This window comes from Roseomonas aerilata DSM 19363, from assembly GCF_000711725.1.
GTDB classification, from domain to species: domain Bacteria; phylum Pseudomonadota; class Alphaproteobacteria; order Acetobacterales; family Acetobacteraceae; genus Roseomonas; species Roseomonas aerilata.
In genome coordinates, this window is the sequence record NZ_JONP01000014.1 from 46,460 (window position 1) to 68,136 (window position 21,677).

General features: G+C 68.4%; 23 protein-coding genes and 1 pseudogene. 15 read left to right on the forward strand and 9 right to left on the reverse strand.

Annotated features, from left to right (window positions below):
• The 3 genes from BO39_RS16815 to BO39_RS16825 are packed head-to-tail and all read right to left on the reverse strand — an operon-like array spanning position 1 to position 2,359.
• Positions 1–600, reverse strand: a complete 600-nt coding sequence (locus BO39_RS16815) for a DUF938 domain-containing protein (protein ID WP_043835478.1) — start codon at positions 598–600, stop codon at positions 1–3.
• Complete coding sequence (crcB, locus tag BO39_RS16820) at positions 597–986, reverse strand: fluoride efflux transporter CrcB (RefSeq protein WP_084698190.1); 390 nt, start codon at positions 984–986, stop codon at positions 597–599. The genes BO39_RS16815 and crcB overlap by 4 nt, the downstream gene beginning before the upstream one ends.
• Positions 983–2,359: a replication-associated recombination protein A gene (locus BO39_RS16825; RefSeq protein ID WP_043835480.1), complete on the reverse strand. Its 1,377-nt coding sequence runs from the start codon at positions 2,357–2,359 to the stop codon at positions 983–985. Before BO39_RS16825 ends, crcB begins: the two co-directional genes overlap by 4 nt.
• 67 nt (positions 2,360–2,426) lie before the next feature.
• Between BO39_RS16825 and BO39_RS16830 the strand changes: the two genes are divergently transcribed.
• Entirely contained in the window at positions 2,427–3,431 is a 1,005-nt protein-coding gene (locus BO39_RS16830) for a Bug family tripartite tricarboxylate transporter substrate binding protein (RefSeq protein ID WP_043835482.1), read from the forward strand.
• 10 nt (positions 3,432–3,441) lie between these two features.
• Here BO39_RS16830 and BO39_RS30060 read toward each other — a convergent pair whose 3' ends face one another.
• From BO39_RS30060 to BO39_RS16850, 4 genes are all read right to left on the reverse strand, one after another.
• Complete coding sequence (locus tag BO39_RS30060; protein WP_052402215.1) at positions 3,442–3,861, reverse strand: hypothetical protein; 420 nt, start codon at positions 3,859–3,861, stop codon at positions 3,442–3,444.
• Positions 3,862–3,885: 24 nt separating this feature from the next.
• Positions 3,886–4,887: a GTP 3',8-cyclase MoaA gene (moaA, locus tag BO39_RS16840; RefSeq protein ID WP_043835484.1), complete on the reverse strand. Its 1,002-nt coding sequence runs from the start codon at positions 4,885–4,887 to the stop codon at positions 3,886–3,888.
• A gap of 87 nt (positions 4,888–4,974) precedes the next feature.
• The gene (locus tag BO39_RS16845) at positions 4,975–5,730 is read right to left on the reverse strand and encodes a sulfite exporter TauE/SafE family protein (RefSeq protein ID WP_043835486.1); all 756 of its coding nucleotides are present in this window, start codon (positions 5,728–5,730) and stop codon (positions 4,975–4,977) included.
• Positions 5,727–5,921 (reverse strand): DUF3553 domain-containing protein, encoded by a 195-nt coding sequence (locus BO39_RS16850; RefSeq protein ID WP_043835489.1) that lies wholly within the window; start codon positions 5,919–5,921, stop codon positions 5,727–5,729. Before BO39_RS16850 ends, BO39_RS16845 begins: the two co-directional genes overlap by 4 nt.
• A gap of 125 nt (positions 5,922–6,046) precedes the next feature.
• On the opposite strand from BO39_RS16850, the gene BO39_RS16855 reads away from it, so the two are divergent.
• From BO39_RS16855 to BO39_RS16880, 6 genes are all read left to right on the forward strand, one after another.
• Positions 6,047–6,664 (forward strand): histidine phosphotransferase family protein, encoded by a 618-nt coding sequence (locus BO39_RS16855; protein WP_043835491.1) that lies wholly within the window; start codon positions 6,047–6,049, stop codon positions 6,662–6,664.
• Positions 6,665–6,739: 75 nt separating this feature from the next.
• Positions 6,740–9,439 (forward strand): hybrid sensor histidine kinase/response regulator, encoded by a 2,700-nt coding sequence (locus BO39_RS16860; protein ID WP_043835494.1) that lies wholly within the window; start codon positions 6,740–6,742, stop codon positions 9,437–9,439.
• A gap of 31 nt (positions 9,440–9,470) precedes the next feature.
• A complete protein-coding gene (locus tag BO39_RS16865; RefSeq protein ID WP_043835496.1) occupies positions 9,471–9,965 on the forward strand; it encodes a chemotaxis protein CheW in 495 nt (164 codons plus the stop codon).
• 11 nt (positions 9,966–9,976) lie between these two features.
• Entirely contained in the window at positions 9,977–10,357 is a 381-nt protein-coding gene (locus tag BO39_RS16870; protein WP_043835499.1) for a response regulator, read from the forward strand.
• Positions 10,358–10,416: 59 nt separating this feature from the next.
• The gene (gene cheB, locus BO39_RS31160; RefSeq protein ID WP_084698209.1) at positions 10,417–11,724 is read left to right on the forward strand and encodes a chemotaxis-specific protein-glutamate methyltransferase CheB; all 1,308 of its coding nucleotides are present in this window, start codon (positions 10,417–10,419) and stop codon (positions 11,722–11,724) included.
• The gene (locus BO39_RS16880) at positions 11,721–12,539 is read left to right on the forward strand and encodes a CheR family methyltransferase (RefSeq protein ID WP_043835501.1); all 819 of its coding nucleotides are present in this window, start codon (positions 11,721–11,723) and stop codon (positions 12,537–12,539) included. The genes cheB and BO39_RS16880 overlap by 4 nt, the downstream gene beginning before the upstream one ends.
• Before the next feature lie 126 nt (positions 12,540–12,665).
• Here the strand turns inward: BO39_RS16880 and ctrA are convergent, their stop codons facing one another.
• Positions 12,666–13,430, reverse strand: a complete 765-nt coding sequence (gene ctrA / locus BO39_RS16885) for a response regulator transcription factor CtrA (RefSeq protein ID WP_043835504.1) — start codon at positions 13,428–13,430, stop codon at positions 12,666–12,668.
• A gap of 141 nt (positions 13,431–13,571) precedes the next feature.
• Between ctrA and BO39_RS16890 the strand changes: the two genes are divergently transcribed.
• Positions 13,572–14,891, forward strand: a complete 1,320-nt coding sequence (locus tag BO39_RS16890) for a FliI/YscN family ATPase (protein WP_052402237.1) — start codon at positions 13,572–13,574, stop codon at positions 14,889–14,891.
• The gene (locus BO39_RS16895; protein WP_043835506.1) at positions 14,888–15,301 is read left to right on the forward strand and encodes a hypothetical protein; all 414 of its coding nucleotides are present in this window, start codon (positions 14,888–14,890) and stop codon (positions 15,299–15,301) included. The genes BO39_RS16890 and BO39_RS16895 overlap by 4 nt, the downstream gene beginning before the upstream one ends.
• On the opposite strand, the gene phhA is transcribed toward BO39_RS16895, so the two are convergent.
• Positions 15,271–16,131, reverse strand: a complete 861-nt coding sequence (phhA, locus tag BO39_RS16900; protein WP_052402218.1) for a phenylalanine 4-monooxygenase — start codon at positions 16,129–16,131, stop codon at positions 15,271–15,273. The genes BO39_RS16895 and phhA overlap by 31 nt on opposite strands.
• Before the next feature lie 114 nt (positions 16,132–16,245).
• Here phhA and BO39_RS16905 point away from each other — a divergent pair, with 114 nt between their 5' ends.
• The 6 genes and pseudogenes from BO39_RS16905 to BO39_RS16920 all read left to right on the forward strand — a co-directional run bounded on the left by BO39_RS16905 (position 16,246) and on the right by BO39_RS16920 (position 21,668).
• A complete protein-coding gene (locus tag BO39_RS16905; protein WP_043835508.1) occupies positions 16,246–16,719 on the forward strand; it encodes an Lrp/AsnC family transcriptional regulator in 474 nt (157 codons plus the stop codon).
• A 137-nt stretch (positions 16,720–16,856) separates the two neighbouring features.
• A pseudogene (locus BO39_RS34465) lies at positions 16,857–17,135 on the forward strand (PAS domain-containing protein); the annotation flags it as partial.
• 139 nt (positions 17,136–17,274) lie between these two features.
• The gene (locus BO39_RS34470; RefSeq protein ID WP_052402219.1) at positions 17,275–17,943 is read left to right on the forward strand and encodes a hypothetical protein; all 669 of its coding nucleotides are present in this window, start codon (positions 17,275–17,277) and stop codon (positions 17,941–17,943) included.
• A gap of 15 nt (positions 17,944–17,958) precedes the next feature.
• Positions 17,959–18,744: a methyl-accepting chemotaxis protein gene (locus tag BO39_RS30080; RefSeq protein ID WP_281175562.1), complete on the forward strand. Its 786-nt coding sequence runs from the start codon at positions 17,959–17,961 to the stop codon at positions 18,742–18,744.
• 89 nt (positions 18,745–18,833) lie between these two features.
• Complete coding sequence (gene mmsB, locus BO39_RS16915) at positions 18,834–19,712, forward strand: 3-hydroxyisobutyrate dehydrogenase (protein ID WP_043835511.1); 879 nt, start codon at positions 18,834–18,836, stop codon at positions 19,710–19,712.
• A 111-nt stretch (positions 19,713–19,823) separates the two neighbouring features.
• Positions 19,824–21,668 (forward strand): SLC13 family permease, encoded by a 1,845-nt coding sequence (locus BO39_RS16920; protein WP_043835513.1) that lies wholly within the window; start codon positions 19,824–19,826, stop codon positions 21,666–21,668.
• Positions 21,669–21,677 lie beyond the last annotated feature (9 nt).

The following is a 21,677-nucleotide window of genomic DNA, read 5'->3' on the forward strand; positions in this document are numbered from 1 at the left end:
CTAGGCGCGGACGAACCGCAGCATGAGGTTGTTCGCCGGCATCTCTCGCAGTTCCGGTGCCCCGAACCCTTCGGACCCGGCCAGTTCGGCCACGGCCTCAAGGTCCCGCACGCCCCAGGCAGGGTTGCGGGAGCGCAGGTTCGCGTCGAATTCCGCGTTGCTCGGGGCAGTATGAGCCCCGCCCCTCCGGTAGGGACCGTAGAGGATCAGCGGCGCGCCCGCCGACAGTCGCGCCGCCGCGCCGCGCACCAAGCCTTCCGCCGCCGACCAGGGCGCGATGTGGATCATGTTGATGCAGAGCATGGCATCCACCGCGCCCACCGGCCATTCCGCCGCGGCCGCGTCCAGCCTCAGGGCGGGCCGGATATTCGCGGCGTCCTCCGCCCAGGCATCGATGCTCGCGAGCAACGCCGGATCGGGGTCGCTCGGCTGGAAAACCAGCTGCGGCAGTGCCGCCGCGAAATGCGCTGCGTGCTCGCCGGTTCCGCTCGCCACCTCCAGCACCATGCCTTCCGCTGGCAGCCATTCCCGCAGCACCGCCAGGATCGGCTCCCGGTTCCGCGCCGCCGCCGGTGCGTGCCGGCGCGCATCCCCGCTCATGCAGCGCGCTGCCCGAGCAGCCAGCCGAGGGTGAAGGCTCCGAGCCCGCCCGCGATCGTCACGCCGAGATAGACCGCTGCCAGGGCAGGGGAGCGCTGGAACAGGGCGCCGGTATCCAGTGAAAAGGCGGAGAAGGTGGTGAAGCCGCCGAGGATGCCTGTCACCAGGAAAAGCCGCATCTCCGGCGCCAGCGCCGCTCCGCCGGCCACAGCGCCGCCGATGATGCCGATCACCAGGCTGCCTACCACGTTCACGGTCAGCGTGCCCCAGGGGAATTCCGCGCCGAGATGCCTCAGGGCCAGCACCCCCACGAGGTGCCGCAACACAGACCCGATCGCCCCCCCCGCCGCCACGCAGAGCACCGGCACGGCCGAGAGCGGGTTCACCTATCGCCTCCCTGGATCTCGTCCCGCAGGGCTTCGAGCCGTTCCAGATGCCGCGCTACTCGCGCCTCCGCCCCGCGCTCGGTCGGGCGGTAGAGCCGCAGCCGCTCCATGCCATCAGGGAAGTAGTTGGCGCCGGAGAATCCCTCCTCCGTGTCGTGGTCGTAGGCGTAGTCCCGCCCGTAGCCGAGGCTCTTCATCAGCTTCGTCGGCGCATTGAGGATGTTCGCGGGCGGCATCAGGCTTCCCGTCTCGGCAGCGGCCGCCTGCGCCGCCTTCCAGGCAGCATAAGCGGCGTTGGACTTCGGTGCCGCGGCTAGGTGGAGCACCAGCTGTGCCAGCGCCAGCTCCCCCTCCGGGCTGCCCAGCCGCTCGTAGCTCTCCCAGGCCGCCAGGGCGAGGGTGAGCGAGGACGGATCTGCCGCTCCCACATCCTCCGAGGCGAAGCGCAGCAAACGCCGGGCGATGTAGCGCGCGTCCTCGCCCCCCTTGATCATCCGCGCGAACCAGTAGAGCGAGGCATCGGGGTCCGAGCCCCGCAGGGACTTATGAAGGGCCGAGATGAGGTTGTAGTGCTCCTCCCGGTCCTTGTCGTAGAGCGCGGCCCGGCGTGCGAGCAGCGAGGAGAGCCCCGCCACGTCCAGCGGTTGCGTTCCGGCGGGCAGTGCCTGCAACTGCTCCGCCATGTTCAGCAGGTAGCGCCCGTCGCCATCCGCCATCGCCCGGAGCGTCGCGCGCGCGGCGTCCTCCAGCGGCAGAGGGTGCCCGCCCTCCGCCTCCGCGCGCGCAAGCAATAATTCCAGCGCAGCGTCGTCCAGGCGCTTGAGCACCATCACCTGGCAGCGCGACAGCAACGCGCCGTTGAGCGCGAAGGAGGGATTCTCCGTCGTCGCGCCCACCAGCACGACCGTGCCGTCCTCCACCACCGGCAGGAAGCCATCCTGCTGCGCACGGTTGAAGCGGTGAATCTCGTCCACGAAGAGAAGCGTCACCTGCCCGTTGGCCCGCCGCATCCGTGCCTCGTCAAAGACGCGCTTGAGGTCGGCCACCCCCGAGAAGACCGCGGAGATGGAGACGAAGCGCAGCCCTGCCTCCTCGGCCAGCAGCCGGGCGATGGTGGTCTTTCCTACGCCGGGCGGGCCCCAAAGGATTAGAGAGGCCAGTGCCCCCCTATCCAGCATCCGCCGCAGCGAGCCCTGCTCCCCGAGCAACTGCTCCTGTCCTACCACCTCGGCCAGCGTCCGCGGCCGCAGCCGGTCCGCCAGGGGGCGCGGCCCGGCGAGCGCCGCGGCCGTGGATTCGGAAGGCGGATCGTCGGCACCGAACAGATCCTGAGAAGCGGGGCGGCGGGGAGGCATTCCCCGAGGATAGGACATGCGGTGCGGTGCTTCGATGGGCGCGAGCTGCCGATCCGGGCTAGAAACGCGAAACGGAGGAACGATCATGCCCAAGCCGACCCGTCGCGCCGCGCTTCAGACCTGGGGCGCCGCCATCCTCGCCCTGCCGGCGCTGCATGCCCGCCGGGCCGAGGCCCAGTCTCAGAATGCGGCGCCCTGGCCGAACCGCCCGATCCGCCTGCTGGCCCCCTATACGCCGGGCGGCGGTGTGGACACGACCGCGCGCCTCCTCGCCACCCCTATGGGCGCGGCGCTAGGCCAGCCAGTCGTGGTGGAGAACCGCCCCGGCGCCGGCGGCAGTCTCGGCGCCGGTGAGCTGGCGCGCTCTGCCCCGGACGGCAACACCATCATGGTCGATGCCCTTGCCCATGTGGTGAACCCCTTTGTCCTCCGCGGCCTGCCCTTCGACTACGCCACCGCTTTTGCGCCTATCAGCGAAGTGGTCGTCCTGCCCCAGATCCTGGTGGTGGACCCGACCAAAGTCCCGGTCCGGACCCTCCCGGAATTCATCGCCTGGGCGAAGAGCCGGCCGAATCTTTCCTTCGGTTCCTCTGGCAACGCGACGGCAGCCCATCTCGCGGCCGCGCTCTTCCTCCAGCGCGCTGGGCTCGACATCCAGCACATTCCCTACCGCGGCGGCACCGCGGCGCTGCAGGACGTGATGGGCGGCAGCACCGTCTTCGTCTTCGGCACCGTCTCCTCCTCCATCCAACTCGTCCGCGACGGGCGGCTGACCGCGCTGGGCGTCACCACCGCTGCCCGAATCCCGCCGCTGCCGGATGTGCCGACCATCGCGGAGCAGGGCTTCCCCGGCTACGAGCTGAACGAGTGGAACGGCCTCTACGCCCCCGCCCGCACACCGGGACCGATCATCGCGAAGCTGTTCGAGGCGTCCAAGGCGGCGCTGGCCGACGAGACGGTGAAGCAGCGACTTGAGGCGCTAGGCGCCATCCCTGTCGGCACCGATCCCGCGACCTTCGCCGCCTATGTAGCCGCCCAGCGCGCGGCGATGGGCGAGATCGTGCGGAGCGCGAAGATCGAGGCCGGCTGAGCGCGCGCCCTCAGCGCCGCGGCGGGCCCAGCCGCGGTTCGGCCCGGCGGCCCGCCTCGCGGCCACCCTCCGGCCAAGCGGGCGGCGGTGGGATGGGCGGCGTCATCCGCGGCGCACGCTCATCCCGGTAGCGCTCCTCCCCCAGCGAGGCCTCGGGCCGCATCATCGGCTCGTCGTAGGCATCTTCTGCCACCACGGCCCGGCGCCGCATCCCAGGCTCCGGCAGGCGCATCGCCAGGCTGCGGATCTCCTGCTGCACCTCATCCAATTGGGCCTCGATCGCGTCCAGCCGCGACTTCGTGCCGAAGACGCTGAAGGGCATCATCACGAAAGCCAGGACGAAGAGCAGCCCCAGCAAGAGGATGACGAGCCCGCTCCATTCCGGCAGCCCCGGGATCGCCAGCCTCGCGGCGAGTTCCGAATTCAGCACGCCGCGTCCCTCCGTCCAATCAGGTCACCCGCCCGTCACGCTCATGTGCCGGCCGACCGAGGGGCGGGCGTCCCGCCCAATGATGAAGTCATGCCCCTTCGGCTTGCGGGCAATGGCTGAGAGGATCGCGTCCCGCAACCCCGCATCGCCGATGGAAGGGTCGCGCAACGGTGCTCGCAGGTCCGCCGCGTCCTCCTGGCCCAGGCACATGTAAAGGGTGCCCGTGCAGGTCAGCCGCACCCGGTTGCAGGATTCGCAGAAGTTATGGGTCATCGGCGTGATGAAGCCGAGGCGGCGCCCGGTCTCGGCCACGGTGTCGTAGCGGGCCGGGCCGCCGGTCCGGTGCTCGCTCGGCACCAAGGTCCAGCGCTCGGCGATTCGGCGCCGGATGGTCGAGAGGGAGAGATACTGGTCCGTCCGGTCGCCGGTGATCTCGCCCATCGGCATGGTCTCGATGAGCGTGAGGTCGAAGCCGTGCTCGCCGCACCAGGCGATCATGCGGTCGTACTCGTGCTCGTTCACGCCCTTGAGGGCAACCGCGTTGATCTTCACCTCAAGCCCCGCTGCCTTGGCCGCGAAGATCCCGTCCAGCGTGCTGTCCAGCTTTCCCCAGCGGGTGACAGCGGCGAAGGTCTGGGGATCCAGCGTGTCCATCGACACGTTGATCCGCCGGACGCCGGCCCGGAACAGGTCGTCCGCCATCTTCGTGAGCTGGGTGCCGTTGGTGGTGACCGTCAGCTCCCGCAGCCCGCCGCCGGCTTCCTTCGGCCCGATCCGGCGCCCCAGCGCCTGGAAGAGCTGGATCACCCCCCGCCGTACGAGAGGTTCGCCCCCGGTCAGCCGGATGCGCTCGACGCCGAGGTCGATGAACGCGCCGCAAAGGCGCTCCAACTCCTCTAGCGTGAGCAGCTCCCGCTTCGGGAGGAAGGTCATGTCCTCCGCCATGCAATAGACGCAGCGGAGGTCGCAGCGATCCGTCACCGACACGCGGAGATAGGAGATCCGCCGGCCGAACGGATCGAGCATCGAGGGGGTACTCCGTCGGGAAAAAGGTAGTTGGGACGTTGCTGAGTGGGATTTGGGCCGCCTACCCCGGCTTTCGCAAGGGCGCCCCTATGCCAGCAGCGCAATGGCGCCCGCCAGGACGAGCGCCCCAAAGGCGAATCGGCGGTACCAGACAGTCGGGATCACGTGGAACAGCCGGGCTCCGACTCGGACACAGAGCACCATCAGTGGCAGCAGCACGGCCGTGCGGACCAGGGCGGTCGCGTCAATCAGGCCCCCTACCAGGGGCGCAACCACCGCAACGATCGCGATGAGCCCGAAGAAGAGGATGAGGTTGGCCCGATGGCGCCGCGCCTCCTCGGGCCCGGAGAGGAAGTAGAGGATGATGGGGGGGCCCGACATGCCCGTCGCCCCCTTCAGCAGCCCGCCGATGCCGCCGACAGCGATGTTCAGCCAGAGCGGCCTCGCCCCGCGGTAGCGCCACGGCGAGAGCAGCAGCAGCCCGAAGACGAGGACCAGCCCCCCGATCGCCCGCCGCAGGGCCAGCCCATCCGCATAGAACAGCACGCCCGCCCCGAGGGGCGTGGCGATCACGGCGGCGAGCCCGATCGGCAGTACCATCACCCGGTCCGCTTCCTTGAAGGAGCGGGGCAGGAGCTGGATGGAGACGATCAGCTCCATCAGCAGAAGCACCGGCACCCCTTCGCGAGGGCCCCAGAGTGTGGAGAGGATCGGCGCGAGCAGGATTGCCGTGCCGAATCCGGAGTAGCCCCGCATCACGCCCGCCACCGCGACGCCGAGCGCGGCAAGCAGGAAGGAGGGGGTCAGTACCGCGTGGGAAAATACGTCGTTGAGGCCGCTCACGGGCCTGGGCGGCCCGGCGGCACGCCGTCCAAGATTTCGAGAACGGTTAGTCCCGTATTAATCAGCAGCTTGCCGGCATTCTCGAAGTTGACGGTGACCCGATCTCCGATCACGGACTGCACCTGGCCGGTGCCCCAATCGGGACGAGCGGGGTGCCGGACGTATTGGCCGGGTTCGAAGATACTGTTCATGTGATATCGCCGTCTGCTCCCGGTTCCGCCCAGCGGTTGCCGGGATGCGACTTCTCTGGCCGATCGCTTTACTAGCCATCAAGCACGGGAGTGGCAAAAGCGGCACTCTCAACAGGAGCGCACGGATGAACGTGCTGTCCCTCGCGCAGGACCTCAGTGCGCGTATTTGCCACGATATCGGTGGCCCCCTGGGTGCGCTGTCAGGCGCCCTCGACCTTGCGGAGGTGGAGCCTGTGGAGGCCCTCTCGGTCGCCCGGGATGGAGCCACGGCCATGCGGCTGCGGCTGCGGCTCTGGCGCGCGGTCGCCGGGGCCGGCGCCGGGCCACTCGGCCGCAGCGGACTCGCGGAGCTGCTCGACGGTACCCTTTCCAGCGGCCGAGTCGTGGCCGACCTGTCGGGGCTGCCGGAAACGCCGCTTCCCGCGCCGCTCGCCCAGGCCGCCCTCGCCGCCGTCATGCTCGGGAGCGAGGCGCTGCCGCGCGGTGGCACGGTCTACCTAGCGGGGGAGGCGAGCGGCCTCGCGATCTGGCCCGAGGGACGGAACGCGGCCTGGCCGTACTGCCTTACTGCCGCCCTGGCGGGTGACGAGGTCAGCGGCCCGCGAGACGTGATGGCTCCCCTACTGCTGCACCTCGCCGCGGCGGCGGGCATGGGGCCAGCCCTTGCCATGGGCCGCGACGGCGCGGCCGCGCCGCTGACGCTCATGCCGCAGGCGGTCGCCGCCGAAGCGTCGCGCCGCTGAGAATCGGCGCAGCTTTACCAATTCTTCGAGAGTTGCGCCGCATCCTGACCCCCGCAGATGGTTCGCGGGGTTCGCATGGACGACTTAATCGCCGACTTCCTCACCGAGACGAGCGAGGGCCTGGCCGGGCTCGATGCGGCGCTCCTCCGGCTTGAGCGTCATCCGGACGACCCTCGGACGATCGGTGAGATCTTCCGCCTCATCCACACGATCAAGGGGACCTGTGGCTTTCTCGGGCTCGGTCGCCTCGAGCGGGTCGCCCATGCTGGCGAGAACGTCCTCGGCCGCTACCGGGATGGTTCGCTGACCGTCACCTCCGGCGGTGTCTCGCTCATCCTGCGTGTGGTCGACCGGGTGCGAGAGATCATGGCCGGGCTGGAAGCCTCCGGTTCGGAACCATCGGGCGACGACAGTGCGATCATCGCCGAACTGGATGCGGTCTTCGCCGGCGAGATCCCTGCGGAAGATGCAGCCCGCGCCGCGGAAGCCGTCCCCCAGGCAGTTGTGCCAGCGGCTAAGCCGGCTGGCCGTACGAAGTCCGGCGGCAAGGCGGCGGAGCCCTTGGGTGCCGAGGCGGCCGCCGCCCCGGCGGAGAAGTCTGGCCGCGACCGGCGTGCGAAGCCTGCCCCCGCCGCGACGCCGGAACCAGCCGCGACCGTTGAAACCCCCGCGGCGCCGGTCCAGGCTGCTGCTCCGCCTGCCGAACCGATCCAGGCCACGGAGGGTGTCGGCGTCGCGCAGACGCTTCGCGTCAACGTCGACGTGCTCGAGAGCCTGATGACGCTCGTCAGTGAGCTTGTGCTGACGCGCAACCAGCTCCTCCAGCTTTCCCGGGCACGGAACGACAGCGCGCTCACGGGGCCTCTGCAGCGGCTGTCGCACATCACCTCCGAATTGCAGGAAGGGGTGATGAAGACCCGGATGCAGCCGATCGGCAATGCCTGGAAGGGCCTGCCCCGCCTCGTCCGCGACCTGTCACGCGAACTGGGCAAGAAGATCGAGCTGGAGATGCGGGGCGCCGACACCGAACTCGACCGGCAGGTCCTGGAAATGATCCGCGATCCGCTGACGCACATGGTCCGCAACTCCGGTGACCACGGGCTGGAGGGCCCGGCGGAGCGGCGCGAAGCCGGCAAGCCCGAGGCCGGGCGCATCATGCTCGACGCCTATCACGAGGGCGGGCACATCATTATTGAGGTCGGCGACGATGGGCGTGGCCTGCCGGTGGAGAAGATTCGCGCAAAGGCCATCGCCCAGGGACTGGCGACCGAGCAGGAACTGGCCGGCATGGGGGAGCGCGATATCCAGCGCTTCATCTTCCGGGCCGGCTTCTCTACCGCCGCCGCCGTCACCTCCGTCTCCGGCCGCGGTGTCGGCATGGACGTGGTGAAGACCAACGTTGAGAAGATCGGCGGCACGATTGATCTCCGCTCGCGCGAGGGGAAGGGAACAACCTTCCTCATCAAGATCCCGCTGACACTCGCGATTGTCTCCGCGTTGATCGTGGAGGCTGGCGGCGAGCGCTTTGCCATTCCACAGATCGGTGTGGTTGAGCTGGTGCGGGCCGGCGACGGCGTGATGCATATCAAGGATGCGCCGGTGCTGCGCCTGCGCGACCGGCTGCTCCCCCTCGTCTCCCTGTCTCGCCTACTGCGTCTCGATGAGCGGCCGGTGGCGGAAGGCGAGGCTGAGCGCGGCGGCTTCGTGGTAGTGACCCAGATCGGGCAGAACCTCTTCGGCATCATCGTCGACCGCGTGTTCGACACCGAGGAGATCGTGGTGAAGCCAGTGGCGCCAATCCTGCGCCATGTCACGATGTTCAGCGGTAACACGATCCTCGGCGACGGATCGGTGATCATGATCCTGGATCCCAATGGCATCGCCCGCGCGACCGGCGTTGGTGCTGAAGGTGTGCAGGAGGAGCGCCGCAGCACGGCTGTCACGACAGCCACCTCCGCCGAGCGCCTGTCGCTGCTACTGTTCCGTGCGGGCGATGGTGGGCCACGCGCAGTTCCGCTCGGCCTCGTAGCGCGTCTCGAGGACCTGCCCGCGGAGCGCATCGAGATGTCCCACGGCAAACCGGTTGTACAGTACCGCGGTGCGCTGATGCCGCTGGTTCCGATCGCCGATGGATGGACGATGCCGCCGTCCGGTGGGCGCCAGGCGGTGCTCGTTTTCGACGACAGCGGCCGTGCCATGGGGCTGGCGGTGGACGAGATCCTCGACGTCGTCGAGGAGTCGTTAAAGATCGAGAGCGGTCAGGACCGACCGGGATATCTAGGCACTGCCGTCATCTCGGGTCGCGCGACGGAGGTGGTGGACTGCGCCTGGTGGCTCCGGCAGGCCGGCGCGGACTGGTTCGGACCCCAGCGCCCGGCATCAGCCCGCCGCGCGCGTGTGCTGGTCGTGGAGGATAGCGCCTTCTTCCGCAACATGCTCGTTCCCGCCCTCGGCGCCGCCGGCTTCGAGGTGACGGCGGCGGCGAGCGGTACGCAAGCACTCAAACTGCGGGAAGCCGGTGAGAGCTTCGATGCCATTGTCTCCGACATCGAGATGCCCGAACTTGATGGGCTCGGTATGGCACGAGCCATCCGCGATGGTGGCAGCTGGCACGAGACGCCGCTGATCGCGCTGACCTCGCACACCGACGACGCCTCGGTTCGCCGCAGCCGGGAAGCTGGCTTCATGGATCACGTGCCGAAGTTCGATCGTGATGCGCTGCTTGGAGCGCTGCGCAGTTGCCTGGCCACCACCACGGCGCCCGGCGGGCACTGAGCCGTTCCCCGACACGCAGAAGGAGATGCCAATGGAAGCCGCTCTTGCCCCTCGTCGTACGACCGTTCCGGCAGCCGCCGAGACATCCGTCCTCACCCTAACCGTCGCGGGTCAGCTCTGCGGTGTGCCGGTCCTCGGCGTGCGCGATATTCTCGGTTCGCAGGCGATCACACCCATTCCGCTTGCGCCCGCTGAGGTTGCGGGGGGGCTCAACCTCCGCGGCAGGATCGTGACGGCGGTTGATCTTCGGCGCCGCCTTGGCCTGCCCGCGCGGGAAGCGGGTGGCCCTCTGCCGATGAGCGTGGTGGTGGAGGGAGGGGGCGAGCTCTACGCTCTGCTCGCTGACTCGGTCGGTGACGTTTTGGCTCTTCCGGAGGCCGGGCTGGCATCCAACCCACCGACGCTCGACCCACTCTGGCGCGAGGTATGCGCGGGCGTACACCAGGATGTACCCGACAGCAGTGGTGCGGCCGGAGCACGGCTCCTGATCATGCTTGATGTTGAGCGCATTCTGGATATTGGCTGAGGGAGCGGAAGATGCCGGACTGCCTGGTAGTTGACGACAGCCGCACCGTGCGTCGTGTTGCGCGGCGGATGCTGGAGGCACAAGGCTTCGTTGTACGCGAAGCCGAGGACGGCCAGCAGGCGCTGGAGGCCTGCCGGGCAGCCCTTCCTTCGCTCGTGCTGCTGGACTGGAACATGCCGGTGATGGACGGCATCACCTTCCTGCGCCTCGCACGGCAGGAGTTCGGCCCGGATGAGCCGCGCATCATGCTGTGTACCACGGAGACTGACTTTTCACGCATTATGACGGCACTGGAAGGCGGGGCTCAGGAATACATCATGAAGCCGTTCGACGAGGAGATTCTGGTCGGCAAGCTCGAGGTGCTCGGATTGCTGCCGGACCAGGCGGCGTGAACGAACCCTCCCCACACGTGCCACTCGTTCCGGCGTCCACCACGCGCCGCGTGCGCGTGATGATCTGCGACGACAGCCCGACGGTGCGCGGCATCCTCGCACGGCTTCTGGATGTCGATCCAGAAATTGAGGTGGTGGCGCGCGTCGCTGACGGACAGCAGGCGCTAAATGTTCTCGGCGAGGCGCAGCCGGATGTCGTGCTGCTTGATCTCGAAATGCCGGTGATGGACGGCATGACCGCGCTTCCGAAGCTGCTGCGGGCCGATTCGAGACTGGCCGTGATCGTTGCGAGCGCGGTGACACAGCGTGGGGCGGCGGAGGCCATGGCGGCCCTGCGCGCCGGCGCGTCCGACTACATTCCAAAGCCGGGCGCCGGCCAAGGCGGAGCCGCGGATCCAGTATTCCGTGCCGAGCTGCTGGAGAAGGTAAAAGGCTGGGCGCGTATGCGCCGGAGGACGGCGGCGCAGGCTTTCTCGGGAGGCAGCTTCACCGTCCCCACGCAAGCCATTGCGCCGGCACCTCAGGCGGCGCCCAGCGCCACCCCTCAAGCCAGTTCGGCCCTGCCCGGCCGCGGCCAAGGCGGAGAGGCGCCGGGTAGCGTTCCTCCTTTGCCGGCGCCGTGCATTGGGACCCCGCCTGTCCGAAGCGCGCCTGTCGCGCCCGTTCCTCTAAAGCGAGGAAGCCCTCCGCCGCAGGTGACGAACAGCCGGCCGGCGCAGGCGCCATTACGGCCTATGCAGCCGCGCTCGTCACGCTCGGCTCAGGCACCGGTCTTGCTCGCCGTCGGATCATCAACCGGTGGCCCGCAGGCGCTGGCCGCTTTCCTCCGCGGCCTCACCTCGGTGCCGCCAGTGCCGGTCGTGATTGTGCAACATATGCCGGCCGGCTTTACGGCCATGCTCGCCGACCACCTCGACCGCCTCGGCCCGCTTCGGATTGCCGAAGCGAAAGAGGCGGAGGGGCTGCGCGCTGGGCACGCCTATGTTGCGCCCGGCGACCGGCACTTGCTGGTCGAGCGCGGGCCGGCCGGTTTGCTTGCCCGGTTGCGGGACGATCCGCCGGAGCACTTCTGCCGCCCGGCCGTGGACCCAATGCTGCGCAGCGCGGTGCAGTCCTGCGAAGGGCGCGTGCTCGCGGTCATTTTGACGGGCATGGGGCAGGATGGCTTTGAGGGCTGCCGCAGCGTCGTTGCCGCGGGCGGCACGGTGTTCGCGCAGGACGAAGCGTCCTCGGTTGTTTGGGGGATGCCTGGCGCCGTGGCCCGTGGCGGGCTTGCGCAGGAAGTTCTGCCGCCTGAGCGGCTGGGCGCTCGAGCTTCGGCCGTCCTGGCCGGAACTGGTTTTCTGGTTGGAAGGATTGCATCGTGAGCGGAGCGGCGTTCGAAACGATCGCGGGGCTTGTCCGCACGCGCGCTGGAATCGTTCTTGGGGCAGATAAGGCCTACATGCTCGACACGCGCCTTGGCGGGGTGATGCGCGAGCACGGTCTGGAAAGCCTGGACGCCATGGCAGCCAAGCTGCGCGCGCCGGCGAGCGAACGTTTGGCGGCCGCTGTGACGGAGGCGCTGACCACCAACGAGTCCTTCTTCTTCCGCGATGGCAAGCCCTTCGATCACCTTCGCCGCATCCTGCCAAAGCTGGCCGCAGCGCGTTCGGGCGGGCAGCGCCTGCGCGTGCTCTCCGCGGCATGTTCCACCGGACAGGAGGCTTACTCGGTTGCAATGGTGACCGAGGGTCTCGGGCTGGCAGGGCGGATGGAGGTGGTAGGCACGGATATCAGCAACGACGTCGTGCGTCGGGCGCGGGAGGGGCTTTACTCGCAGTTTGAGGTCCAGCGCGGCTTGCCCGTGCAGATGTTGGTAAAGCACTTCAAGCAGGAAGGGCCCCAGTGGCGCGTCTCTCCGGCTCTTCGCGCCCTCACTCGCTTTGAAACGGGCAACTTGCTGGCGGATCTGCGGCCCCTCGGCACGTTTGATGTCATCTTCTGCCGGAACGTCCTCATCTACTTCGACGCACCGACGAAGACGCGGGTGCTGTCCGCACTCGCGGAGCGGCTGGCGTTGGACGGCGTTCTCTATCTTGGTGGCGCGGAGACCGTGCTCGGACTGACGGACCGCTTCGCGACGATCGAGGGCGAGCGTGGAGTCTATGCCCCCGTCGTTCGCAATCTCCTGGCTGGATAGTTCTGGAACTGGCGGTACACGGGTCCAAACCCCGGCCTCGAAAGCGCGTTCGGGCGGTTCTCCCCAAGAAGGTCGGGAGAACCGCCAGAGCTGTGCCAGAATGCTAAGATGCGGCTGCCCCTTGGGTCAGGCCGCTGCGTGGGTCGCCTCGCCCGAGGCGTTCTGCACCGAGCTCCCAAGCACGCTGCTTCCGCCGAAAGCCTGGCGAGCGGAGGAGGGGGTGGGATCCCGCAGCACATAGCCGCGGCCCCAAACGGTACCGATGAGATCCTCACAGCCGGCCTGAGCGAGCTTCTTGCGCAGCTTGCAGATGAACACGTCGATGATCTTCACCTCCGGCTCGTCCATTCCACCGTAGAGGTGATTCAGGAAGGCTTCCTTGGTCATGACCATCCCCTTGCGGAGGGTCAACAACTCAAGGATGGCGTACTCCTTGCCCGTCAGATGGACCGGGCGACCGCCGACGGTGGCTTCACGCGCGCCGAGATCAAGGTTCAGCCGACCGACGGTGATGCTCGGCTGAGCGAAGCCTTTGGTGCGGCGAATGATGGCCTGGATGCGGGCGATCAACTCCTGGCTGTCGAAGGGCTTCACGAGGAAGTCGTCGGCACCAAGGCCAAATCCCTTAACCTTCGCTCCGGGCCTTGACAGGCCGGACAGGATGAGGACGGGAGTGGTGCTGCGCCCGGCGCGGAGCCGACGGACGACCTCGTAGCCCTCCATATCCGGAAGCATGATATCGAGCACGACGATATCGTAGTCATAGAGCCGCGCGAGTTCGAGAGCCTCCTCGCCGGTATCGGCTGCGTCGACAATCATGCCCTGAGTTTTGAGCATGAGGGTCACGCCGCGGGAGGTGGTCAGGTCATCTTCTACCAGCAGGACGCGCATCGTTCCGTTCCTCACTCGTTCCGGTATCATTAAGACAACTTATGCGCGAAAGGTGAAGGGGTTTTTTCATCTCCAACGTGTATTAAGAGTTGAGACAAGGATCGAAAAATGTTCGATAGCCGCTCAACCTTTCTGAGCCACATGCGCAAGACAGCAAAAGAAATGCAGAAAATCAGTGTGATAACTAGCTACGGCAGGATCCGCTCCGTGCGGGGCCTGAGCATCGATGTTGCCGGCTTGTACCCTAATCCACCAATCGGAGGTTGTATCCGCATCGCTGCCGCCGGCCGGGTAGAAATACACGCGGAGGTTGTATCGGGTCGCGATGGCGGGGTGCTGGCAGTTGGACGTCGAGAGCTTGACGGCCTGACTGTCGGCGCTCGCGTCGAGCATGTCCGGCGCCTTGTCGTACAACCTTGTGCTGCCTGGCTCGGCCGCGTCGTCGATCCGACCGGTAGGCCGATCGACGGTCGTGGGTCACTGTCCTCGGGCTCCGTGCCCCGCCCATTGCGTGCACCGCCGCCTGAGGCCGGAACGCGAGCCAGGCTCGGTCCGCGGGTGGATCTCGGCGTCCGGGCGCTGGATGCCTTCGCCACCTGCCGACGCGGGCAGCGACTCGGCCTCTTCGCTGCGTCGGGCGTCGGCAAGTCGAGCCTCATGGCCATGCTGGCGCGCCATGCGGATTGCGATATTGCCGTCATTGGGCTGGTTGGGGAGCGCGGGCGCGAGCTGCGGGAATTCATCGAGGATGATCTCGGTCCCGAAGGCCTTGCCCGCAGCGTGGTGGTCTGCGCGACCTCCGACCAGGCGCCGCTGATGCGGAGGGACGCGGCTCTGGCCGCCATGGCCGTGGCCGAGCACTTTCGCGATGAGGGAAAGCGCGTCCTGCTGATGATGGACAGCGTGACCCGATTCGCCATGGCCCTGCGTGAGATCGGCCTCTCGGCCGGCGAGCCACCGGCGACCCGCGGCTTCCCGCCGAGCGTCTTCGCCGAGTTGCCGCGGCTGCTCGAGCGGGCGGGTCCCGGCGCGGAGGGCTGCGCGGGGTCCATCACGGGCCTCTTCACCGTTCTCGTCGAGGGCGACGACCACGACGAGCCAGTGGCGGACGCGGTGCGCGGCATCCTTGATGGCCACGTCGTCCTGGATCGTCGAATCGGCGAGGGCGGTCGCTACCCTGCCGTGGACGTGCTCCGCAGCCTATCGCGGACCGTCCCCGGCTGCCTGGAGCCGGCGGAGCGCTTGATCCTTGCGCGAGCGCGGCGGATCCTCGCCCTCCACCGCGACATGGCAGACATGGTGCGGCTCGGTGCCTACCGGGCGGGCAGCGACCCCGCGGTTGATGAGGCAGTGCGGCTTGCACCGGCGATCGAGGCTGTGCTGCGTCAGGGCAAGGAGGAGGCTGGCAGCGTGGCCGGTGCCTTCGCCGCCCTGTCGCTCGCCATGGGACCGGAGTCGTGAAGCGCGACCCCCTGGCCGTGCTGGCGCGCCTGAGGAGCGCCGAGGTCATGGCTGCGAGGCGCAGGATCGCCGATGAGGCGATGCTTCATCAGGCCGCCGAGGAAAGAGCGCGGGCCGCGGCTTGTGCCCTCGTGGAGGAGGGCAGGCATGGCGGGGACTACGCGGCCTGGCTGCCGCGTGGCATGGCGCTGCGGGATGCCGCGGCCGCGGAGACGGAGCGGGCCGCGCTGCGCATGTCCGATGCCGGCGCTGCCCTGGCCGCTGCGCGGGCCGCCGAGCGCGCCGTCGAGTCGCTCGCCGAGATGCGCGCGGAGGAGGCGCGGCGTGCCCTTATGCGAGCCGAGCAGCGCGCGCTGGACGAGGCGGGAGCCCGGCGGAATCAGCCCCAGACCCGGTCGCCCGGAGCCTGACCTCCCGGAGCGATCGGTTCGGCCGACATCGCCTCGTCCAACAACCCGGCGGCGCGGCCGATGGCGTCATAGAGTTCCGTGTAGTCCTCGATGACGAAGTATACGGGCTGTACCTCATCAATCCGGTAGGTGCTGCGGAGCACCCGCGGCAGGTCGAAACGAAGGCGGCGCGGCGCCGCCGATAGGGCGTGCAGCGTCTCAGTGCGGGAGGACAGGATGCCAGCACCGTAAGCGCGCAGCCCGTCCCGTTCAGCGATGAGGCCGAACTCGACCATGAACCAGTAGAAGCGAGCCAGTGGTGCGAGCTGGCCGCGCTGCCCGGCTTGCAGTCCGAGCTGTCCATAAGCCTCCAGGAATTCGGCGTAGTGCCGGTTCGTCAGGAGCGGGACGTGCCCGAGGAAGTCGTGGAAAATGTCGGGCTCGACGACGTAATCGAGCTCCTCCGGTCGCCGGATCCACTCGGTGACAGGAAAACGGCGCTGTGCGAGCAGTGCGAAAAACTGGGCGTCCGGCAGAAGGCCCGGGCACGGAACCAGGCGCCAGCCCGTCGCTCCCTGCAGGATCTCGGAGGCAGCGGAGAGGCTGGGCACGGCCTCGTCGCAACGAAGACGGTCGAGCCCTTCCCGCCAGGAAGAGGCGGCCCGTCCGGGGAAGATACCGCGCTGGCGGGTCACGAGTGTTCGCCAGGTGGCGTGGTCCGCTGCAGAACGCTCGATGGTGCTATCGGGTAGCGTTCCATCTGGTTGGGCGCGGTCGTAGTCGCCCCGCAAGCCCTGCGGCAGCGTCTCGGTGCCGATGATGCCGGTGGCCGGCTTGATCGTGCCATCCATCTCGTCGTCTCCCTTCCTGCGCTGAGCCTAGCCCGCCTCACGCGACAAAAGACGGCTAAACAGGCGCCTGGCTCGGCTATGAAGAGGGAGATTCACTTCAAAGGGGCGCAATGGATGGTGAAAATCACTCCTCAGCTCGACGCAATCGATCGGCGGATGCTGCGCGCCCTTCAACGGGACGGTCGGCTATCGGTCGTGGCGTTGGCCGAGCAGGTTGGCCTTTCTCCTACGCCGTGCCAGCGCCGGCTGCGACGCCTGGAGGAGGGGGGCGTCATCGGGCGCTACGCGGCGGTGCTCGATCCGGGGCGTGTCGGCCTGCCCTTGCAGGCTTTCGTGATGGTCGCGTTATCCAGCCATGCTGAGGAGGTGGTCGAGGGCTTCCAGAAGGCCCTTTCCGCCAGGCCGGAAGTGCTGGCCGCCTACGCGATGAGCGGCGAGATGGACTACCTGCTGCACATCCTGGCCGCGGATTTTGAGGCCTATGCCGACTTCGCCATGCGCGCCCTGCTGCGCATGCCCGGGGTGAAGGAGACGAAATCCTCCTTCGTGCTCGCCGCGCTCAAGCCGCCGGGCGAAGTGCCGGTCTGAGGCGGGGGTCACGAAACCAGGGCCCCGATAACATAAATGTGTTCCCATGCTGCCGGCCGACGCGTAGCGGTCCAGGAGCAGGCAAAATGCGAGATAACGGGCCTATCACAACAAAAGAGGTGCCACTTCCAGACGGCATGTTCCTTGTCTCTCAAACAGACGTCAACGGACGCATCACCTTCGTCAACAATGCCTTCGTGGAGGTCAGTGGCCTCACGCAGGAGGAGCTGATCGGCGCGCCTCACAACCTCGTTCGGCACCCGCACATGCCGCAGGCTGCATTTCCCGACCTCTGGACGACGGTGCGGTGCGGCATGCCTTGGGAAGTCCTCGTGAAGAACCGGACCAAGTCCGGCGACTTCTACTGGGTGCGGGCGAACGTCACGCTGGTGGTCCAGGACGGGGCCGTGGAAGGCTTCATCTCGATCCGCAGCCGCCCCTCCCGGGCTGAGGTTGAGACTGCGGAGGCCGCCTATGCACCCATCAGAGAGGGGCGAGGCAGCAAGATCAGGGTTTCCGGCGGCACGATCGTCAGCGCTGGCCCGGTGCGGCGCGATGCAGGCAACGCGCGGCATCGCCGCCAGCCTGGTTATCGATATGGCCGTGCTCTTCGCGGCCATCGTGGCGAACCTCCAGGCAGCAGCGTATGGGGTGGACTTCACCCTGCGGGCAGGCGGGTTGCTGTTCGTCGTGCTGCTGGTCTGCATCCACGCTGGCCTGTCCGTCGTCAGGATCAGGCGGGCCTTCCGCCAGATCGACGCACAGTTCGCCGCACTGGCGCGAGGCGACCTTCGCAATGCCATCGAGGACGCTTCCGTCCCTGAGCTTCGCGCCGTGGGCGGCTTCATGCGCGGCCTGCGCGCGAGACTCACCTATGTCGAGGAAGTCCGCATCCAGCGTGAGCGCGAGGCGCTGCAAACGCGCGTCGGCGCGCTGCGCGAGATGGCCGACAAGGTCGAGGGCGCGGCGCACGAGACCGCTGAGGAGGTGATGACGACCACACTCGGGATGACCAGCGACGCCACGACCATGGCCGATGCAGTGGAGGCCGTTGGACTGCACGCCGGGACCACTGCCCGTGCGGCCGGGAACGCGCTGGCCAGCGCCCAGACCATGGCCGCCGCCTCTGAGGAACTGGCCGTCTCGATCAACGGGATCACGCTTCGGGTCAACGAGGCGAACGAGACCACGCGCTCCGCGGTCGAGGAAAGCGACGTTGCGTAGCGGGCGATCAGCCATCTGCGCACCGAGGTTGAGCAGGTCAGCCACATCACCTCTCTGATCGCGGACATCGCGAGCCAAAGCCATCTGCTCGCACTGAACGCCACGATCGAGGCCGCACGGGCGGGCGAGTCCGGCCGTAGCTTCGCGGTGGTCGCCGGCGAGGTGAAGAAGCTCGCCGGCCAGACCGAGAAGGCGACGGAGGAGATCTGCAAGCAGATCGCGCAGATTCAGCAGGCGACGACCGACACGGTGGGGGCTGTGGCGCGGATCGGCGGCAAGGCCGGGCAGATCGACGAGGTGTCCGCCGCAATCGCTTCCGCGATGGAGCAGCAGAGCGAGGCCACGCAGGAGATCAGCCGCTCCGTCTCCGACGCAGCCGCTGCCGCGCAGGCAGTGACGGAGGCGATGGGGGGTGTGCTGCAGATCGCCGGCGAGGCGAGCGAGAAGGCGGGGCGTCTGCGTGTCGGCTCGGACGAGCTTGCGCAGCAGGCGGGCCGTTCCCGACAGAGGCTGGTGCAGGCCGTCCGCACATCGGTGGCCGAAGCCGAGCGGCGCACGCGCCAGCGCCACTCCGTGGACGAAGCGTGCGAGGTGTTGAGTGGCACGGGGCTTCAGGAGGCTCGTCTGGTCGATATCTCCGAGGAGGGGGCGCGAGTGACCGGCTGCTCGGATCTTGCGCCGGTACGCGCGTGGAACTGCGCCTGGCGCGTCACGGCATCGCGGCCCAGGGCAGGGTGGTCTTTGATGGCGGCAAGCAGGGTACGGGTCTTGCCTTCGACTCGCCGCTCGTGCTGCCGGTGACGCTCGTCGACGGAACTCGCCAGGCGGCCTGAGGTGGACCCGGACCTGGGCCCGGCCTAGCCTTCCCGGCAACGGATAAGGAGGAAGCTTTGGCCAGGATCGGCTTCGTAGGGCTGGGCAATATGGGCGCGCCGATGGCACGTAGCCTCGCCCGCGCCGGCCATCAGGTCTCCGTCTACGACCTCTCGGCAGAGGCAATGGCGCGCGCTGAGGGGACCGCGCACGCAGCATCGGGCACGGAGGCGGCGCGGGACGCGGAGTTCGTTGTCACTATGCTGCCGGCCGGCAGGCATGTGCGCGATGCCTGGCTGGGGGAGGGAGGTCTGGCTGCCGCCGCGCCGGAAGGGGCGGTGCTGATCGATTGCTCCACCATTGATGTCGCCACCGCCCGGGAGGTAGCGGCCGGGGCGAACCAGCCCTTCCTGGACGCGCCGGTGTCGGGCGGTGTCATGGGGGCGGAGGCGGCGACCCTCACCTTCATGGTTGGTGGACCCGCGGCGGGGTTTGCCCGTGCAGAGCCGCTGTTCCGTGCCATGGGGCGTACGGTGGTCCACTGCGGCGAAGCGGGAGCCGGGCAGGCGGCGAAAGCCTGCAACAACATGCTGCTTGCCATCAGCATGATCGGAACTTGCGAGGCCTTCATCCTCGCGGAGAAACTCGGCCTCTCGCATGAGGCATTGTTCGAGGTCGCCTCCAAGTCCTCCGGCCAGTGCTGGTCGCTGACCACCTACTGCCCTGTGCCGGGCCCGGTTCCGGCAAGCCCCGCGAACCGGGACTATCGCCCGGGTTTCGCCGCGGCGCTGATGTTGAAGGATCTCGGCCTCGCGCAGCAGGCGGCTGAGGAAACCGGGGTGGAGACGCCGATGGGTGCCCAGGCGCTGGAGTTATACCGGCGCTTCGTGGGAAAGGGAGGCGCTGAGACGGACTTCTCCGGGATTATCGGGATGCTGCGGGCCGGGGCGAGCTGATTCGCGCGGGGCCGCAACCCGCGGACCCCGCGTGCCTTCTGATGGCGGCGAAGCCGATGGGGAGAAGCCGGGCGGGAATCGCCGGGCGTCGGGTGTCGCGGCAGAGGCTTCATGACACTTGACCAAGGACTGGCCTTCGCGCTGATGGCGGCGACCATCGGCTTCTTTCTTTGGGGGCGGTTTGCTTACGACGCCGTGGCGCTGGGTGCGCTGCTCGCCGGCGTCCTCATCGGCGTCGTTCCCGCGAACAAAGCTTTCGAAGGGTTTTCCGACGACGTGGTGCTGATCGTCGCCGCGGCGCTCGTGATCAGCTCAGCCGTCGCAAAGTCGGGGGCCGTGGAGACGATCATGCGCCCGGTGACGCCGAGGCTGCGCACGGCTTCCATGCAGGTGCCGGTGCTCGTCGCGGTAACCATGCTGCTCTCGATGATCACCAAGAATGTCGGCGCGCTGGCGATCATGATGCCGGTCGCGCTCCAACTCGCGCGGCGCACGGGCACGCCGGTGGCGGCGATGCTGATGCCGATGGCAGCGGCGGCCATGGTCGGCGGCGTGGTCACGCTGGTGGGCACGGCGCCCAACATCATCATGTCCCGCGTTCGGCAGGAGCTGACCGGCACCGCCTTCGGCATGTTCGATTACACGCCCGTTGGGCTCGGAGTCTGCGCGGTGGCGCTGCTCTTCCTTTCCGTCGGCTGGCGGCTGTTGCCGGGAGGGCGGCGCGGCACGGCCTCGATGGGGGCGGCCTTCAACATCGGCAGCTACACGCTAGAGGCGCGCGTGCCGGAGGGTGGCGAGGCCGTGGGCATGACGGTGGCGGGGCTGGAGGCTCTGGCGGAGGGAGAGGTGCGCGTCTCCGGCATCCTGGCACCGGAGATGGCTCAGGAGGGGAAGGCCCCGGCCCGCCCTCACGGAGCGGTGGCCAATTCGTTTCCCGCCGATCCGCCCCAGCAGGACAGGCGCCTGACCGCGGGCGAGACGGTTCTATTGCGGGGCGAGCCCGAGGAACTGGAGCAATTGGTCGCCCGCGCCGGGCTGACCCTGGCCGAGGACAAGTCGCCGCCAGACGATCCGGAGACTGAGGAGGACGACCAGCGCGTGATGGAGGGGGTGATCACCGGCGACAGTCCGCTGGTCGGCCGCACCCCGGCCGCGGTGACGCTCCGCACCCGGCACGGCATGTCCCTGCTGGCGGTCAGCCGTCGCGGCGAGCAGCAGATCCGGAGCAGCCTGTCCCACCTGCGGCTGCGGGCAGGGGACGTGGTGCTGCTGCGAGGCCTCGCCGCCGCCATGCCGGACCGCCTGGGGGAGTTGCGCGTGCTGCCGCTGGCCGAGCGCGAGATGGCGCTAGGTAAGGGGCGGCGTTCCTGGATCCCGCTCGGGGTCCTGGCCGTGGCGATGGCGCTGGTGGCGATCGGGGCAGTGCCGATCGCGGTCGCCTTTTTCGGGGCCGTGGTCGCCCTGCTCGTCCTGCGTGTGATGACGACGCGGGAGGCCTATGAGGCGGTGGATTGGCCAGTGGTTGTCCTGCTGGCGGCGCTCATCCCGGTAAGCGGTGCCATCCAGCACACTGGCGGAACGGACCTGCTGGCTGGCTGGCTGACCGGTGTGGTGCAGGGCCTGCCTGGAATGGCGGCGCTCGCCGTGACCATGGTCCTGGCCATGGCGGTCACGCCCTTCCTGAACAACGCAGCGACCGTGCTGGTAATGGGACCGATCGCGGCGACCCTGGCGGGCAAGCTGGGGCTGAACCCCGATCCTTTCCTGATGGCGGTAGCACTGGGGGCCGCGAGCGACTTCCTCACGCCGATTGGGCACCAGTGCAACACGCTGGTGATGGGGCCGGGCGGGTACCGCTTCGGTGACTACGCGCGGCTGGGATTGCCGCTCTCGATCCTGATGCTGGGGGCTGGCGTGCCGTTGATCGCGTATTTCTGGCCGCTGGCGCCTCACTGAAGGAAGCAG

Coding starts and splice junctions, on each gene's coding strand:
- phhA (WP_052402218.1), bottom strand. CDS start 16,131: ATGGATGGCACGATCAAGCCGGCCACCGGCATCATCGGCACCGAGACG.
- BO39_RS16815 (WP_043835478.1), bottom strand. CDS start 600: ATGAGCGGGGATGCGCGCCGGCACGCACCGGCGGCGGCGCGGAACCGG.
- BO39_RS16855 (WP_043835491.1), top strand. CDS start 6,047: ATGAACGTGCTGTCCCTCGCGCAGGACCTCAGTGCGCGTATTTGCCAC.
- BO39_RS34470 (WP_052402219.1), top strand. CDS start 17,275: ATGCAGGCAACGCGCGGCATCGCCGCCAGCCTGGTTATCGATATGGCC.
- ctrA (WP_043835504.1), bottom strand. CDS start 13,430: ATGCGCGTCCTGCTGGTAGAAGATGACCTGACCACCTCCCGCGGCGTG.
- BO39_RS16920 (WP_043835513.1), top strand. CDS start 19,824: ATGACACTTGACCAAGGACTGGCCTTCGCGCTGATGGCGGCGACCATC.
- BO39_RS16905 (WP_043835508.1), top strand. CDS start 16,246: ATGGTGAAAATCACTCCTCAGCTCGACGCAATCGATCGGCGGATGCTG.
- BO39_RS16870 (WP_043835499.1), top strand. CDS start 9,977: ATGCCGGACTGCCTGGTAGTTGACGACAGCCGCACCGTGCGTCGTGTT.
- BO39_RS16830 (WP_043835482.1), top strand. CDS start 2,427: ATGCCCAAGCCGACCCGTCGCGCCGCGCTTCAGACCTGGGGCGCCGCC.
- BO39_RS16860 (WP_043835494.1), top strand. CDS start 6,740: ATGGACGACTTAATCGCCGACTTCCTCACCGAGACGAGCGAGGGCCTG.
- moaA (WP_043835484.1), bottom strand. CDS start 4,887: ATGCTCGATCCGTTCGGCCGGCGGATCTCCTATCTCCGCGTGTCGGTG.
- BO39_RS16890 (WP_052402237.1), top strand. CDS start 13,572: ATGCGCAAGACAGCAAAAGAAATGCAGAAAATCAGTGTGATAACTAGC.
- cheB (WP_084698209.1), top strand. CDS start 10,417: ATGATCTGCGACGACAGCCCGACGGTGCGCGGCATCCTCGCACGGCTT.
- BO39_RS16850 (WP_043835489.1), bottom strand. CDS start 5,921: ATGAACAGTATCTTCGAACCCGGCCAATACGTCCGGCACCCCGCTCGT.
- BO39_RS16865 (WP_043835496.1), top strand. CDS start 9,471: ATGGAAGCCGCTCTTGCCCCTCGTCGTACGACCGTTCCGGCAGCCGCC.
- BO39_RS16825 (WP_043835480.1), bottom strand. CDS start 2,359: ATGTCCTATCCTCGGGGAATGCCTCCCCGCCGCCCCGCTTCTCAGGAT.